The 17,407-nt window shown below is 42.6% G+C and carries 14 protein-coding genes; all 14 read right to left on the bottom strand.

Translation table 11 applies throughout. The features are described from left to right. Nucleotides 1–17: 17 nt before the first annotated feature. Nucleotides 18–1,172: a DcaP family trimeric outer membrane transporter gene (locus FJ709_RS07065; protein ID WP_226414838.1), complete on the bottom strand. Its 1,155-nt coding sequence runs from the start codon at nucleotides 1,170–1,172 to the stop codon at nucleotides 18–20. A gap of 344 nt (nucleotides 1,173–1,516) precedes the next feature. Then, a complete protein-coding gene (gene galU / locus FJ709_RS07060) occupies nucleotides 1,517–2,407 on the bottom strand; it encodes a UTP--glucose-1-phosphate uridylyltransferase GalU (protein ID WP_226414835.1) in 891 nt (296 codons plus the stop codon). A 117-nt stretch (nucleotides 2,408–2,524) separates the two neighbouring features. Next, the gene (locus FJ709_RS07055; protein WP_226414833.1) at nucleotides 2,525–3,871 is read right to left on the bottom strand and encodes an O-antigen ligase family protein; all 1,347 of its coding nucleotides are present in this window, start codon (nucleotides 3,869–3,871) and stop codon (nucleotides 2,525–2,527) included. Between the two features lie 752 nt (nucleotides 3,872–4,623). After that, entirely contained in the window at nucleotides 4,624–5,328 is a 705-nt protein-coding gene (locus FJ709_RS07050; protein WP_226414831.1) for a hypothetical protein, read from the bottom strand. 6 nt (nucleotides 5,329–5,334) lie between these two features. Continuing rightward, on the bottom strand, nucleotides 5,335–6,063 hold the full coding sequence (locus FJ709_RS07045) for a tyrosine-protein phosphatase (protein ID WP_226414829.1): 729 nt from the start codon (nucleotides 6,061–6,063) through the stop codon (nucleotides 5,335–5,337). Beyond that, the gene (locus tag FJ709_RS07040) at nucleotides 6,063–8,294 is read right to left on the bottom strand and encodes a GumC family protein (RefSeq protein ID WP_226414827.1); all 2,232 of its coding nucleotides are present in this window, start codon (nucleotides 8,292–8,294) and stop codon (nucleotides 6,063–6,065) included. Before FJ709_RS07040 ends, FJ709_RS07045 begins: the two co-directional genes overlap by 1 nt. Continuing rightward, nucleotides 8,294–8,827: a polysaccharide biosynthesis/export family protein gene (locus FJ709_RS07035; RefSeq protein ID WP_226414825.1), complete on the bottom strand. Its 534-nt coding sequence runs from the start codon at nucleotides 8,825–8,827 to the stop codon at nucleotides 8,294–8,296. Before FJ709_RS07035 ends, FJ709_RS07040 begins: the two co-directional genes overlap by 1 nt. A gap of 8 nt (nucleotides 8,828–8,835) precedes the next feature. After that, on the bottom strand, nucleotides 8,836–10,038 hold the full coding sequence (locus FJ709_RS07030) for an outer membrane beta-barrel protein (protein ID WP_226414823.1): 1,203 nt from the start codon (nucleotides 10,036–10,038) through the stop codon (nucleotides 8,836–8,838). 443 nt (nucleotides 10,039–10,481) lie between these two features. Continuing rightward, complete coding sequence (locus tag FJ709_RS07025; protein ID WP_226414821.1) at nucleotides 10,482–11,882, bottom strand: undecaprenyl-phosphate glucose phosphotransferase; 1,401 nt, start codon at nucleotides 11,880–11,882, stop codon at nucleotides 10,482–10,484. Next, nucleotides 11,875–13,326: a phosphomannomutase gene (locus tag FJ709_RS07020; protein WP_226414819.1), complete on the bottom strand. Its 1,452-nt coding sequence runs from the start codon at nucleotides 13,324–13,326 to the stop codon at nucleotides 11,875–11,877. Before FJ709_RS07020 ends, FJ709_RS07025 begins: the two co-directional genes overlap by 8 nt. Further along, nucleotides 13,320–14,783 (bottom strand): mannose-1-phosphate guanylyltransferase/mannose-6-phosphate isomerase, encoded by a 1,464-nt coding sequence (locus FJ709_RS07015; protein WP_226414817.1) that lies wholly within the window; start codon nucleotides 14,781–14,783, stop codon nucleotides 13,320–13,322. The genes FJ709_RS07020 and FJ709_RS07015 overlap by 7 nt, the downstream gene beginning before the upstream one ends. Before the next feature lie 2 nt (nucleotides 14,784–14,785). Further along, nucleotides 14,786–15,280, bottom strand: coding sequence for a GDP-mannose mannosyl hydrolase (locus FJ709_RS07010; protein ID WP_226414815.1), 495 nt, complete (start codon nucleotides 15,278–15,280; stop codon nucleotides 14,786–14,788). Between the two features lie 8 nt (nucleotides 15,281–15,288). After that, nucleotides 15,289–16,254, bottom strand: a complete 966-nt coding sequence (gene fcl, locus FJ709_RS07005; protein WP_226414813.1) for a GDP-L-fucose synthase — start codon at nucleotides 16,252–16,254, stop codon at nucleotides 15,289–15,291. A 2-nt stretch (nucleotides 16,255–16,256) separates the two neighbouring features. Then, a complete protein-coding gene (gene gmd / locus FJ709_RS07000; RefSeq protein WP_226414811.1) occupies nucleotides 16,257–17,378 on the bottom strand; it encodes a GDP-mannose 4,6-dehydratase in 1,122 nt (373 codons plus the stop codon). Between the last annotated feature and the right edge of the window lie 29 nt (nucleotides 17,379–17,407).

The raw sequence follows: 17,407 nt of genomic DNA, 5'->3' as shown, positions 1-17,407 counted from the left end.
ACTCGAGCTAAAATCACTTAAAGTACGTATTTAGCCGAGAACATAATGCGATTTAAATCGCCATCTGTGCCGTTTTCTCTCTCGTTCAATGCTCGCATAAACTCAACACCAAAGGTCACAGGCTTAGACGGTGAATACAGTAAGTTAATGTAGCTTGAGTAAGCTTCTTTGTTTACGCCGCCACCCGTTAACGTAGCGTTATTGTCTGCAGAAAATCCTGACAATGTCACGCTAGTGCGCCATTGATCATTCCACCAGTGACGATAGGCTGCAAAACCACCATAAGAGGTAATGGTCTCAATGTCGCCATTGGCATCCAATACACCCGCGTTAGCATAGTTTAATGCCATGTAACGGCCTAAACCTTCACCATAGGTTGCAGTGAATTTAAAATCATCTTTACCCACCGGAATAACACCCGCAAAGCTCACACCATAACCCATTTCGCTGGCATCAAGCTGAGTGCCGCCCTGTGTCTCTTCAATGTTTAATTGACGCACAATACCCGCTAGTGAGTACGCAGAGCCACCTTCTGAGGTAAAGTTGTAACGTGCAACCACATCAGGAATCACGCCACTACCGCTAGTAATGCGACCGCCACCACCATTTGGGGTTAAAGTGGTTTCAGGGTTTTCTAATGCAAACTGAAAACTACCGTTGGTGTATTTAATCAATGATTGACGCACAAACGGCGTACCATCAGCTGCACCCACAAAATCTAAATTATCGGGTAATGCACCAGGGTTTTGAAATGTGGTCCAGGTTTGACCAATAGTCCAGTTATCATAGGTAACAAATGCATGGCGTATACGCGGTGAATAGCTGTTTGATACGCGCTCGTTACCGTCGGTATGGGTCATAAAATCTAATTCAATAAACCCAGTTAACGAATGACCGCCTTCCATATCGGTAACAGTTTTAAAATTAAAGCGAGTTTCACGGGCTTGAAAGTCTACAACCTGTTCGCCACTGCCTTCTTTACCATAAATAGTACCTGGCACATAAAATTGGCGCGACAAGTTACCCGACTCAGGTGCACCATTACCATAATCACTAAACATAACATCGGCTTTAATATAGCCACCAAAAGTCATATCGGTATTAGCTTGCGCCGTACCTGTCATTGCTAACATTGCCCCAGAAATCAATGTAGCGAGTGTTAAATGTTTCATCCATGCTCTCCAAATTATTGTTTTAATCCTATGCAATATGTCTCAATTAACAAAAACGAAACATTAGCAATAGGTCTATAAGACAAAAGTAGAGCATTGAAAACTCACTGCCAGTGATATGTGGCCGTACCATTTGTGGGTAAATCAGTTGCACTGATGAAAACAAGTTACTTTTACTTAAGCACAAGTCTTAATGACGCGAGTAATTCGACTAACAAGAAAGGAAAAAAGGAAGGAAACAAAACAAGCCTAGAAATGAACGCATTTAATGTAAACCTACAAAAAAGCCAATGCATCCTTTGCAGATGCATTAGCCTAGGGTCTTGACTTAAATATCAGCAGTGTTAGCGGTATTCTTCTAATAAACCAGCAAGCTCTTTTTTAAATTCGCCGCCCAGTTTAGGGTCGCGTATACCGTACTCAACAAACGCTTTCATGTAGCCCAGTTTATCGCCACAGTCATGTGACTTGCCTGTCATATTGAATGCTTCAACCCTTTCAGTGGCAATTAGCATATCAATGGCATCGGTAAGTTGAATTTCATCGCCTGCACCGGGTGGTGTTTTGGCCAATAAATCCCAAATTTTTTCAGACAACACATAACGGCCAACAACAGCTAAATTTGACGGTGCAGTGCCAAGTTCAGGCTTTTCAACCATTTTAAAAATCTTAGCGGAATCACCAGGATTAATACTCTGGCCACCGCAATCGGCAATACCGTATTTATCAACCTGATTTTCAGGCACTGGCGCAACCATAATTTGGCTGGCGAGTGTTTCGCGGTAACGAATTAGCATAGACGCTAGGTTTTCGGTACGTTGGTCAGCTGAATAAGAATCTAAAATAACATCCGGTAACACTACCGCAAACGGGTTATCACCAATACACGGCTTAGCACACAAAATGGCATGCCCTAGCCCTTTCGCTTCACCTTGACGTACATGCATAATAGTCACATTTTTAGGGCAAATTGACTGCACTTCATGCAACAGCTGACGCTTAACCCGTTTTTCCAGGGTTGATTCAAGCTCGTAGGATTTATCAAAATGGTTTTCAATCGCGTTTTTACTGGCATGGGTGACCAATACAATTTCTTTCACCCCAGCGCTGACACATTCATCAACAATATACTGAATAAGTGGTTTATCCACCAATGGCAGCATTTCTTTTGGAATAGCCTTAGTCGCTGGCAGCATCCGTGTACCTAGCCCTGCAACGGGAATAACAACTTTCATAGATATCCTTATATAGCGTAACGCTAAATGAAACAAAATTGATAATTTATAACAGCTTACATAATTTGACCCAGGCAACTTAACCCAGGCCTAAAACGAGTATGGTATATCTGGCGCTTATGGCGCTTTTTGCAGCCTGGAACCCTGTTCAGTGGGTAAATAACGCACCAACCAACACAGGGTTAATATAGTTAAAAACAGCAAAGTGTTTGCCGGAGACTGCAAATTAAAATCAACCGTACAATGAATCAACATATGCACAATTGCCATCGCACAACCAAATGCAATGCCCTTGTACAGTTTATTATTACGTAAATACATGGTTCGGCAAGCTAACCACAAACAATAAATTATCCACAACCCAAGTGACGCTGTAATGACAACCCCATATTCTACTGCAAATTGAATATAGTCATTATGGGCATGGTCATAAAAACCGGAATAAGGCACGGTTTGATACTGCGGAAAAACAGTGTAAAAACTGCCAGCGCCGTTACCGGTTAACCAATTTTGTTCAATAATAGGAATACTGTCTCGCACCACATCATCACGGGTTTCTGCCGCAAATGAGGTATCTTCAATACGCTGCTTAACCTTTTCGACCCCAAATATAGACCCAACAATAATCAAATCTAAAATAAAAATGCTGATCACCAGCGGCTTTAACATTTTTGGCGGATTACGATAAATAACCAGGGCCAGTAAGGCTACTGTAATTAACGCGGTAAAAAATCCAGCGTTACCCATACGCGAGCGGCTTAAAATCAAGCCAATAATCATAATCACAATCGCCAGCCGTAAAATAATCTTACTGCTTATCAGGGTTTCAAATACCCCTAACATAAAGGTTCTAAAATCAAATTGGCCTGAACGGGTTGTTTTTAACTCAGATATTAACCAACCAAAGGCAATGGTAATCGACAAGGCTAAAAAGTTAGCAAAATGGTTTTGATAGACAAATGATCCCCTTGCCCTGTCACCATCACTAATACCAAATATTGGCGACTTTGGTAAATCCAGTAAATTCAATACACTGCCGTAAAACGCTTGAATACAGCCAGACACAATAATAGCAACACACACCCAACGCAGTAGCCTGGCTGACTGGCAATGCACTGCTAAAAGGTAGACAAATAAGCCAAAACATAAGGTTTTAATTAACTGCTGAAAAGTTTGAAACCCATCAACGGTATCAATACCCGTCACCAATCCAGTCCATTGTAAAAAAGTAAACAGCAATAATAAGCCTATCGGCAACAAAGCATACTTCTGCCAATTCTGGGTAAATAAAGGTTGGCTGCGCACAACACAAAATACCAAATGCAAACACGACAAACTAATAATGTAAAACTCAATAATAGACCAGGCCCAAATACGATTACTGGCAAGTGGAATAGGCACCCACACCAGTAAAATGCACAGGGCAATAATAAAAAAAGAACTGCCATATAAAGATGGTTTCATAAAACGTTAAATAACCTCTTGCTGAACGAATAAAAAAGCCAGTTTGCTATGCTTATTTTGCCGTCATCCTCGAATGCTTTTATCGGGGATCCATTCCTGGCTTTAAGCGCCTGAACTGCGGCTAAAGGATTTAGATCCCGGCCCAGAAGCATTACCGGGATGACGTAGTAGAAACTTACCCGGATGACGTAGTAGAAACATACCCGGATGACGTAGTAGATCCCACACCAGTAACATGCACAAGGCTATAATAAAAAAGCCAGTTTGCTATGCTTATTTTGCCGTCATCCTCGAATGCTTTTATCGGGGATCCATTCTTGGCTTTAAGCGCCTGAACTGCGGCTAAAGGATTTAGATCCCGGCCCAGAAGCATTACCGGGATGACGTAGTAGAAACTTACCCGGATGACGTAGTAGAAACATACCGGGATGACGTAGTAGAAACATACCCGAGTGACGTCATAGATCCCACACCAGTAACATGCACAAGGCTATAATAAAAAAGCCAGTTTGCTATGCTTATTTTGCCGTCATCCTCGAATGCTTTTATCGGGGATCCATTTTTGGCTTTAAGCGCCTGAACTGCGGCTAAAGGATTTAGATCCCGGCCCAGAAGCATTACCGGGATGACGTAGTAGAAACTTACCCGGATGACGTAGTAGAAACATACCCGGGTGACGTCATAGATCCCGGCCCAGAAGCATTACCGAGATGACGACAGGTGACGGGACAGATGATTCGCTGCTCGTCACACTAACGTTTTTTACACAAGGTATTTTCTATCCAGTTAGCAGTGTTTTCTGCTAGCGGTTCTGTCAGGTGGTTAAAATAGCTGCACACTACAGACTGTTTCTGGAACAACCCCATAACACTAGCAAGATGACGACGGGTGTCATAACCCATTCCGGCGGCAGTTTTTAGGGTTTCAAACACTAAATACTTATCTTCTATAGTGATACTGTCCCAATTGGCAAAACCAACCATTAGTAACTGTTGCACAACCTCAGGGGCAAAAGCGCCATAATCTAGCCCAAGGCGCAGCTGCTTAAAGGCTAAATCGGGTCTAGCCTGGTAAAATGCCAAATTAAACGCGTAATCGCTATATGCCGCAGGCCAGTTATGGCGCAGCTTAATGGCCTGGTTAAATAAGTGGTTAAACTCGTCGTTTGTAAACGCGTCAAAACCTGAATAAATGCCCCACTCCATTACTTTAGCCAAAGTAATAGCATAATGCGGGCTAGTATCATTTAAATCATAAGCTTTGGTTGCGGCCGCTAAGGCATCACGGTATTGGGTTTCATCAATAGCCGTTTTACCTTGCCAGGCAGTAAGGTAAAAATTAGATTTAAAATGGTAAGCACTCGATACGCCCTGGTTAAACACCAAAGGCAATAAACTGACTAAGCCTAGCAAAAGCAATAGTAAAAAAAACTGGCGGGAATAACGCTTTATCGACATACAATATTAATCATTAAATAAACAAGCAGAAATTAACGCAGGCGTATTGCGGGTAACATCATCAGCGTACTGTTTATCTGTTAACTCACACACTCTTTGCCATGCCTGGGCAAGCTTTGGCGGACGCCTGTTCACACTATGACAATCAGACGCCACTATGGTGTAGCGCTTTTCTATAATCCATTTCTCAGCCAGGGTTTTAGCCGCGTCGCTCATATCGCCCAGTAACGAAGCCCCGGTTAATTGAAATAAACAGCCTAACCTGGCAAATAACTCAATCCGTTCAGGGTGGGCTTGTAGCTCGCGGTTTCGCTCAGGGTGAGCAATCATAGGTAAAACATTTTTAGACAACAGCCAGCCGATTAACTTATCTGTGCCAGGGGTAATGTGGCTGCTAGGCAACTCAAGTAATAGCACATCTTTATCGGCAAACTTGCCAATAAAAGGCAATTGTTGCCGTTCAATAAAAAACATAATCTCAGGGCAAATACGCACTTCAGCTGCGGCACGAATGTTTAGCTTACCGCCGCTTAGTGCATACTCTTGCTGCAATAACTCAAATGCTGCAGTAATTGTGCTGATATTATTATCAAACACCCCCAAATGAATATGTGGCGTGGCCACCATATGGGTAATACCTTGCTGTTCGGCTAATTCAAGTAATGCCAGGGCCTCGTCAATCGAATTAGCCCCATCATCTATGCCAGGTAAAATATGGCAATGTAAATCAAACACTATGCAGACTTTCCATTAGTTTTAGCGTTAGCATCATGACCATAGGCTTCATAGTAACCATATTGACCATAATACTGGCGCGCTTCATCAGTATTAAATTGGTTTAATACCACCCCAAACACCTTAGCGCGGGCCTGGGTTAACTTAGCTAGTGTCAGTTTAATCGCTTCTGTGCGAGTATGATTTGCCTTAACAACGACCACCACGGCATCACCATGTGACGACATCACTAAAGCATCACTTACCGCATGCACCGGAGGCGTATCAATAATAATTTTGCTGTACTGGCCTTTTAACTCGGCCAACAACTCAGCAAACTTAGGCGAAGATAACAGCTCTAGCGGGTTTAACGGTATTGCCCCAGCTGGCATTAAATCAACATTGGGTTTGATGTTTTCAACAATACAATGGCTTAGTGCATCAGTACCGGTAAGGTAATTGGCCAAACCATGCTGAAACGTAGGCAAACCAAAACGCATACCCATATTCGGTTTACGCATATCGGCGTCAATAATAAGCACTTTTTCCATGGCTGAATAGGCAAATGCGATATTCATCGACACTGTGGTTTTACCTTCGTTAGGAAACGAAGACGTCACCTCAATCACCGACAAGGGCTCACCAATGGCCAGCAATGACATTGAAGTACGAATCGATCGCACACTTTCAGCATGCAGACGTTTTTCGGGGTCAAAAAAGGCAAAGTTAATTTGATCAAAGGTCTCTTTTTTGCCGGCTTTAGGTAAATAACCTAATGCACGCTGCCCCAGTATTTGCTCAACCTCAGCGGTAGACTTAATGGTGTCATTCATCGAATCAAACACTAATACCAATACAATACCTAGGCCTAAACTGGCCACAAAGGCTAATATTACAATAAGTTTTTTCTTCGGTTTTATCGGCTTTAACGCCATCACAGCGTAATCGGTAAAGCGTGCCACTGGCGAGTCAAAGTCACCGGTCACTTCGGTTTCTTTTTGGCGTGACAAAAAGCTTTCAAATAGCTGACGGTTAGTGGCAACTTCACGTACCAGTCTACGGTAGTCAGTGTCCACTGAACTTAAGTTTTGGAACGAGCCTTTAGACTGACTAAATTGCGCTTCTAGGGCTTTTAGTTTTTGGGTAGCTGATTGTGCTTCATCTTCAATGCCCTGCACTAATCGGCCAATTTGAGTGCGTAGGTTTTGCTGCACTGTGGCTAGCTCGGCATTGGCACCAATCATTTTAGGGTGCTTAGGGCCGTAAACCTGTGATAGCTCAGACACTTTACGCTCAACTAAAATCACGTCTTTTTTAACGTTTTGCACCGACATGTGCGAGGTCACTTCAGGCAAGCTTTCTAGGCGACCAATGTCTGACTTACCATATTGTCTTACTACCGCTAAAAAGCTTTCTGCTTGTGCTTTGGTTGATCTGGCAACGGTAATTTCGTCGCTTAAACGCTCAAGCTCTTTAGCGTCTAACGCGGTTACGCCTTCAACGTCAACCAGGCCGTTTTGGGTTTTAAAAAATTCAAGCTTTTGCTCAGACACATCTAACTTAATGCGTAAGTCTTCTAAACGCCCACCCAGCCATACGTTGGCTTTTTGGGTCATACCTGACTTAGCCTCTAACTGGCTAACAATGTAAGCATCGCCTATGGCATTGGCCACAGCCGCGGCTAATTTAGCATCAGGGCTGTTATAGCTAATGTTCACTAACTGGGTTTTACGCACAGGCGACACGCTAATGTCTGCCATAAAATCATCAACTAACTTTTGCTTTTTAGCCGTATCATCAACTTCAGCCTCGCTGAGGTCCATCGGTAAAAAATCTAACCAGGATATCACCTGCGACTTTACCTGTGACAAGGCTGAAGGCTTAGCTTCAAAACTAGGGTGATTAATTAAATCTAATTGGTTAAATACTCGCTCAGCAATAGAGCGCGACTTAATAATTTCAAACTGAGTTAAATAGTATTCCTGTTGGCCAGAATTCATACCATAAACTTGCTCAATTTTAATCGCCCGCGCCTGCTCTGACTCAATCAGTAAGGTGGCGGTCGAGCTAAAAATAGGTTGTAAGCTAAACACCACAAAGGTGGTTAATGCGGTAATTAACATCGCGAACGATAAAATACGCCACTTTGACTGCAATACCGGCTTAATCAGCTTGCGTAAATCAATCACCTGCTCGCTGGTTTGCTCAGCAGTGTTCGGCTCGTTTATTAACAAATGGGCTTGCGACGTCATTAAAAAAATCTCTGTTCAATAGTAATAGTATCGCCAGCGCTAATTTGACTATTAATAGTACCGTTCACTGATTCTGACTTTGTCCCTTCGCGTGAGATAAAAATTTTCTCCTGCGAGGCACGTTCGGTAAGCCCCCCTGCCAGGGCGACAGCCTGATTGACTGTCATGCCTGGCTGGTAGGGATAGCCACCAGGTTTTTTAACTTCACCGTGAATATAAAATGGTCGATATAGCACAATGCCAACAAACACATTAGGCTCAACCAAATAATCCCCTTTTAAACCTTTATATACCAATTCTTCAACTTGCTTTATCGACAAGCCTTTAATCGAAAGAGTACCTAAAAAAGGGTAATTTACCTTGCCACTATTGGTGATTTGCGTTTCAAGTGTCAGGTCATCTTCACCAAACACTTTAATCACAATGGTGTCACCTGCACCTAAGCGATAACTGTCATCAATTGCTTCCGCAGACGTTATCGGGCTTAGCAGTACAAGCAAGGCAAACAAACACGGAATAAAAAACCACTTCATCTTAAAACCTATAATGTCATCTGAGCATTGATATAATAAACGTTACGATCAAACCCAAAGTTTTCATCGCTAGACCAGCTATCGGTCACATCAACACCCGCTACAAGTGTTAACCAACGAGTGGTCACGTAAGATGCTGAAAGTGAGAACACTTTTAGCTCATCTTGACGGTCAACGCCGTTATAGTCATCATCGGTTTGGTTATAGCTTACGTTAGTTGATACAAAGTCATTCCAACCGTGGTCCCAGCTTACGCCATAGGTGGTTGACTCAATATAGTTACCCGCACCATTAGGGTCTTTAGCGCTGTTACCGGTATTGAATGTCAATGCAGAATACGTTAATGGCGACCATGTCACACTGGCGTCCCACGATAAACCACTAAAGTCATCACGGCTTGAATTATCAAAGTCTTTTTCCTGGTTACCAATACGGATAGAACCTGCGGTAGCAGCGGTTGCTTCCCAGTCCACACCCACACGGTAGAAGGTACTAGTACTGTCACGGTCGCCACTTAAGTCAGCAATCTGGTAATCAGTGTTCACTACGCTAGCATCAAAAACCCAGCTAACCGATGCGCCACTGTCGTAATAAAAGCTGGCACCATACTCAGTGTCAGAATAATTACGGTAGACAGTAATGGCTTCAAAGTTAGTAAATTCTTTGTCGTAGTAATTGGCATTCACTTGCACGCGCGCAGGGGTTGTTTGTGCGCCGTACTCGTAAAAACCACCTACATTGTAACTGTCAAAAGTAGCAGGTTCATTTTGTAAATCACCATTACCTTCAAATAATCCGCTACCACGTTCTTCATGGCCAGCATCATAGTTTGCATTAACGTTAAACTTATTTGACTGGTTTAGTTCAACATCTGCTGCACCACCTAGATTAAAATCTAAGAAGTTATCGTCAGAACTGTCTAAAAAGTTACCGTAATCAATATTGGTTTGGAAGGTGTATTCATTATTGCCATCCAATAATTGACCTTGCAAACCAGGGGTAATACCTAAAATCCAGCTGTCTGTTTTAAAGGTTTTAGTGCTGGCAATGTTGTCATCATATTTAAAACCAGTATTAAGATACGGAATTAAATCAATGCCAGAAGACGTTTGAATCACGCCAGGCTGTTCATCTGCAGCAAAAGCTGGCGACAAAGCAAACACGCTGAGCAACGCTGCACAACAATAACTGTATTTAAATGGGCCGTTCATCTTGTATATCCTTATAAAAAGCATGTAAAACAGGTGAAGTGAAATTTTCACGACAGCCTATCGGTTTCATTTTAAACTATCAATCTTTTAATCAATTTTTAGCGGCATGCCAATTGAATTATAAGGACTTAATGCCTCATAACCCAAAAAATCATACCTTCTTACTACTTGACAATTTAGTTAACAACTTACCTAACGACTTTGTTAACAACTTGTTGATTAGCTATGACCAAACTATCAATTGAGCCAATGCTAATAAGTCAGTGTTAAAAAGTTAGCTGTTAACTTCACTGCACCTTTGCTAACACTCTATCTATTTATAAACAGTCATCGAGTCACTGATGACATTGGCTTAAGGTTATTATCAGGTCTATACGCCCGTTATCAATAAGCCAAAGGTTAATCTCAGGGTTGAGCAAACTTCACTTACAAGGTTAAATCTTTTAATACACGTTCTTGCCAACAAAGCCTTTAAATAAGGTCATAAACACAATTCTTACATCCCACCACAGGGTCCAGTTACGAATGTAGGCTAGGTCATATTCAATGCGCATTTCCATCTTATCTAATGTGTCGGTTTCACCGCGCCAACCGTTCACTTGCGCCCAGCCGGTAATGCCCGGTAGCACCTTATGGCGCAGCATATAATAGCTTACCAACTTACGATATTGTTCATTGTGCGATACCGCATGGGGCCTTGGGCCAACCACCGACATATCACCCAATAACACATTAAAAAACTGCGGTAACTCATCTAATGAGGTGCGGCGAATAAACGCGCCCACTTTAGTTACCCGCGCGTCCCCTTTACTGGCCTGGGTAACAATGCCAGCATTTTCAGTTACCGTCATCGACCTAAACTTCCACACTTTAATTTTACGACCATCAAGGCCGTATCTGTCTTGCTTAAATAACACCGGCCCTGGTGAGGTGATATACACAGCAATAGACACAGCTAATAACACAGGCGATATGGCAATAATGGCGAAAAAGCTGAATGCCACATCAAAACTGCGCTTATAAAAACGCTTCATGCCATTTACCGGTGACTCAAACACACTTATGGTATCAACATCACCCACACTACCAATACGCGCATGCATCAGGTTTTTCATTAAAAAGTCAGGGGTAATCAGCACATCTACCGTGGTATTACCCAATTGCTCAATAATGTCAGCAATGCGCTGCTCAGCTAATAAAGGTAAGCAAATATATAATTTTTGAATGTCGCCACTTTTAGCTAATTCAATGGCAAGATTAATATTGCCCTCAATCAACTTAGGCTCGTGCTTTTCAATCCGGCTAGGGTCTCTGTCATCAAAAAAGCCGACGCAATCAAAGCCAAGCTCATCATGTTTCCAAATCTCTTCATACAGGTTCATGCCCGTGTCGGTTAAGCCAATAATCGCGACTTTTTGAACACTGTAGCCCCGTATGCGGCGCACACGCTTTACTTCACGCACTACCATGCGCCAGGCAACTAATGATACTACCGATAATATAAACCAGCCCGTCATTACCACCCGCGAATATAGCTCGGTATATTTAAATAAAAATAATGTGGTAAATGTGAGTAAAAAACAAATAACAATAACCGCAACCAACACTCGGCACATATTAGAAAACTTACCTAAACGCCACGAGCGATATAAGCTAAATGATTCACTAATATAACTAAATAACAGTAATACCCCTGCCAGCACCAATAAATAATCTTTATTAAATGCCACCTTATAACCCTGCATAATCAACAGTAGTGAACACACAATAATGGTCATATCAATCATTCTAAGTATAAAACTAGAATTAGTGCGAGAGAACTGTAACTGGGATGGTCTATCCATTTAATTCACCCAATAAATTATCTATATTAATAACGGATAGACGTGACAATACTGCGTCTACACACTGTTTAGCCTGTTTTGCACTATGACTTTCAACATAACAACGAAATTCAGGTGCATTACCTGAAGGTCTTAAATGCACAACATTGCCATTTTCTAAGGTAAATCTAAGTCCATCTATCGCGTTTAATTTAACGCTATCATTGCCAAGCAGCCCAAGTTGGTTCAACAACTTCTTAGGAAAACTCGTTCCAAATTTAATAATCTGCTGGCTTTTGGCTACAGCAAAGTCGGTTAACCTATCGCTGTGAGTAAAACGTTTAGGTAAATTTAAAATTAAAGATGAAACTGTGCTATTTCTGGCACTAAACAGCGCCATAAGTACTGGCAATATGGCATCACGAGTTGGCAATGCGGCTAAGTGTTGCTGATTAAAGCTAACGTCAGAGCCTAATAAAAACCCCCCATTTGCCTCAAAACCGGCATAGGTATCATAAACTTGATTCAGAGATGAAAAACCAGCAATCACATAGGGTGAGCCAATTTTAGTGCGCATCACAAAATCAAATGATTGCGACAACTCAACAGCGGTATTACAGCTTACCGGTATTACCAAAGCCTTAATCGCTAAAGCCTGGGCACATAACAAGCCTAATATGTCGCCACGTAACCATTGACCGTGTTCATCTGCAAGCATTGGCCGATCACCATCGCCATCGGTTGAAAACAACGCATCTAGCTGGTACTGCGCAGTCCACTCAATCGCTTTTTGACAATCAGCTTCACTGACAGCTTCAGTATCGATAGGAACAAAGGTATCGCTACGGCCAATTAATACAACCTCAGCACCTAATTGTTCAAATAAACCAGGATATAAATCACGACCCGCACTCGAATGCTGATAAATACCAATGCGCTTACCGGTAAGCCACTTTGTGTCGAATAAACTCCTGTAACGGGCAACATAAGCGTAAGCCGCTGAGTCGTCCTCAATAAGTTCAACTAACGTTTGTAATGGCTCATAAGCAAACTGACCGTTTACTATTGATGATTCATCGGCTTTGCTAATTTCACCGTCTGGGCGATAAAACTTAAGTCCATTACGGTCAAAAGGGATATGACTCCCCGTCACCATAATGGCTGGAATAGCTAACGCCATGGCTTTAACAGCCAAAGCAGGGGTTGGCACTACGCCATAATAAATGACCTGTATACCCAGTTGTTGCGCTGCCGTAGCACAGGCCTTAGCCATAAAAACACTACTAGGGCGATTATCAATTGCTATTGCAACCGTATTAAAACTAAATGAAAATCGCATAGTCTCAAGAAACGACACAGTAAACGCCGCACAAACATCAGCACTAAAGTCTTCTACTAAGCCTCTGGCACCACTGGTACCAAATGCTATGCCGCTGTTAGCAACAACGTTATGGCTGATTAACATGAGCCAGGCTCCTTAATATCAATACGCCCGTATCTGTCTTCAAACCTAACAATATCGTCTTCGCCTAAATATGACCCAGACTGAACCTCAATAAGCTCTAGCGGCAGTTTGCCTGGATTTTCTAGCGCATGGATCACACCAACAGGAATGTAGGTCGATTGATTTTCAGTCAATAAAATCTCTTTGTCACCGTTAGTCACTTTGGCGGTACCTGAAACCACAATCCAATGCTCGGCGCGATGATGATGCATTTGCACTGATAATTTTGCCCCAGGCTTAACCGTAATACGCTTAACCTGAAAACGACCGCCGTTATCAATCGAGTCGTATTTACCCCATGGGCGATACACTTCACGATGATGTTGCCATTCACTGCGGTTTTCGTCTTTTAATTGCTCAACTATCTGTTTAACTTGCTGCACTTCAGATTGCTTTGCCACCAAAATGGCGTCTTTGGTTTCAACAATTACCACATCATCTAAACCAATGGTGGTCACCAGTTTGTCTGTTGCATGCACCAGACTATTACGGGTATTAATGTTAATCACATCACCACGGCAGGCGTTACCGTATTCATCTTTGTCAGACACTTCCCATAACGCAGACCAACTGCCCACATCACTCCAACCACAATCCATAGGCACTACCACGGCCTGATCGGTTTTTTCCATCACAGCATAATCGATAGAATCATCTGGACAGGTTTCAAAAATAGTCTGATCAATACGAATAAAATCAGCGTCATAATGGGTTTGTTTAAGGGCGTTTTCGCATGCCGCTAAAATATCAGGGCTAAAACGGGCTAATTCTTCAATATAGCGACTGGCTTTAAACAAAAACATGCCACTATTCCAATAATACTGACCCGACTCAACATACTGCTTAGCCGTAGCTAATTGTGGCTTTTCAACAAATTCAGCAACCTCAAAGCCAATATCAGCACTTTGTGAATCAGCATCAGCGCTAGAGACGGCTAGCGCCTGACCGCGCTTTATGTAGCCATAGCCTGTTTCTGGTGCCGTTGGCACTATGCCAAAGGTGACTAACTTATTTTGCAAGGCTAAATCTGTCGCCTGTGCCACTGAGCGACAAAACGCCGCTTCATCTTTTATCACATGATCTGCTGCCAACACCAATAATAATGGGTCATCACCACGGCTAAGGGCAGTTAATGCGGCTAGCGCAATGGCGGGCGCGGTATTACGCCCAACTGGCTCTAAAATAATCCCGCTATTAGCAATATTATTCACTCTAAACTGTTCAGCTACTGCAAAACGATGGGCTTCATTACAAATCACCATTGCAGGTGCATGCTCAACACCCTGCAAACGGTTTGCCGTATTTTGCAGCATAGAATCATGACCAAATAAGGTAAGAAACTGCTTAGGGAATTGTTGACGCGATAAAGGCCACAAACGTGACCCAGAACCGCCCGCCATAATTACAGGTAAAATCATGCTTAATCCTTTACTAAAGCCTTTATTAAATTCTCAACCTGCTGTGACTCAAAATACCATTGGGTATGAAGGTGCACAGCGGTATCAATCAATAGCGTTGAAATATCAAACCATTGATATTGTCCATGTTGAATATTTAAAGGTAATAACGTTAATTCACTATCAAGTTGCAGCACATAACCTAGGGCAACGTAGTGTGTTGTAAACTCTTTACCAAACACATTGTCGTTATAAAAATGATCAAAAGGCCCTATAAGTGATGCTTGCGAAATATCAAACTCACACCCTAACTCATCCAGTGTTAACCGCTTAAAGGCTGCACTTAAAGACTCATCCTTTAATACTCTGCCACCGGGTACAAACCAACTACCTTTAGCAGGGCGATTTAAACGTTGCCCCAATAATGCTTGCCCTGCACCATTTATCACCACTAAATCAATAGACACCAAAGGTGCGCTTTTGATAACCGTTGAAAACGTGTCTTGATCAAGCAACATAGTCAGGCCTACTTTCTAAAGCTGTGTTGATTAGCTAAAAACCAGGCATAGGTTGTTTGTAAGCCTTGCTCTAACTCAATACTGGCGGTCCAACCAAGTGATGCTAGGCGCGACACATCCATCAACTTACGCGGTGCGCCGTCCGGTTTAGTCGCATCAAACTCAATATTGCCGCTATACCCTACTACCTGCGCAACCGTTTCAACCAACTCACGAATAGTACAGTCAATACCTGTGCCAACATTAATGTGGCTTAGCATAGGTTGAGTGTTAGCGTCATAGGTAGGTTGCTCGAGATTCATCACATAAATAGAGGCCGCAGCCATATCATCCACATGTAAAAACTCACGCATAGGTTTGCCAGAGCCCCAGGCGACGACGTTTTCAGCTTGCGCTAACTTAGCTTCGTGAAAACGGCGAATTAACGCAGGAATAACGTGCGAATTTTCAGGGTGAAAATTATCATTTTCACCGTATAAATTAGTTGGCATCACCGAGCGATAATTACGGCCATATTGACGGTTATAAGATTCACACATCTTAATACCAGCAATTTTAGCAATGGCATAAGGCTCGTTAGTTGGCTCTAATGTGTCTGTCAGCAAAGCCGTTTCGGCCATAGGTTGCGCGGCAAGCTTGGGGTAAATACAAGATGACCCTAAAAACAATAAATCTTGCACGCCCGCCAAATGCGCCCCATGAATGATATTGTTTTGTATGGTTAAGTTTTGATAAATAAACTCAGCCGGGTAAGTGTTATTAGCCACAATGCCGCCCACTTTTGCGGCGGCTAAATACACTTGATCAATCTTGTGTTCAGTAAAAAAATTAAACACGGCTTGTTGATCAAGCAAATTTAGCTCATCACGGCTACGAGTGATTAACTTAACGCTATTATCAGCACTTAACTGACGTACAATAGCAGAGCCCACCATGCCGCGATGGCCTGCAACAAAAACGGTTTTAGTCGTCATACTTATTCTACCGACACACTATTGTTATAACCGTGCGCTTTTAAAATAGCGTGCTGCTTAGCCTTACCTAAATCATTTAGTACCATTTCAGCGCACATTTGCTCAACGGTAATTTCAGGCACCCAGCCTAAAATAGCTTTGGCTTTTGATGGGTCACCTAATAAGGTTTCAACTTCAGCAGGTCTAAAGTAACGAGGGTCAACGCGCACTACCACATCACCGATTTTTAGCGCGTGCGCATTGTCACCGGTAATCGATGCCACTGTGGCCACTTCATCAAGACCAGAGCCAGTAAACTCAAGCTCAATACCTAACTCTTTCGCTGACAAGCGCACAAAGTCACGTACAGATATTTGCTTGCCGGTAGCAATAACAAAGTCATCAGCCACATCTTGTTGTAACATCATCCACTGCATACGGACGTAATCTTTAGCATGACCCCAGTCACGTAGCGCATCCATATTACCCAGGTACAAACACTTCTCTAAACCCTGTGAAATATTGGCTAATGCACGGGTAATTTTACGGGTAACAAAGGTTTCACCACGGCGCGGTGACTCATGATTAAACAAAATGCCATTACAGGCATACATGCCATATGATTCACGGTAGTTAACTACAATCCAGTAAGCATACATTTTGGCAACAGCATAAGGTGAGCGCGGGTGAAACGGCGTGGTTTCTTTTTGTGGTATTTCCTGTACTTCACCGTATAGCTCAGAGGTAGACGCCTGGTAAAACTTAGTCTTTTTCTCTAGCCCTAAAAAGCGAATAGCCTCAAGCAAACGTAAAGTCCCAATAGCGTCAACATCGGCTGTGTATTCTGGCGCTTCAAACGACACGGCTACATGGCTTTGTGCACCCAGGTTATACACTTCATCTGGCTGTACTTCTTTTAAAATACGGGTCAGGTTTGAGGTATCAGTTAAGTCGCCATAGTGTAAAAAGAACTTAGGGCTAGTTTCATGGCGGTCTTGATAAATATGATCAATGCGTTCAGTGTTAAAACTTGATGCACGACGTTTAATACCGTGTACCTCATAGCCTTTTTCTAATAAAAACTCGGCTAAATATGAGCCGTCCTGGCCGGTTACACCGGTAATTAATGCGACTTTACTTGTCATAACATGTCCTTTGTAAAACGAATAATAAA

The organism is Shewanella glacialimarina, from assembly GCF_020511155.1.
GTDB lineage: Bacteria > Pseudomonadota > Gammaproteobacteria > Enterobacterales > Shewanellaceae > Shewanella > Shewanella glacialimarina.
Note: the sequence above shows the minus strand (reverse complement) of the source record. Positions and strands in the feature narration are given on the sequence as shown.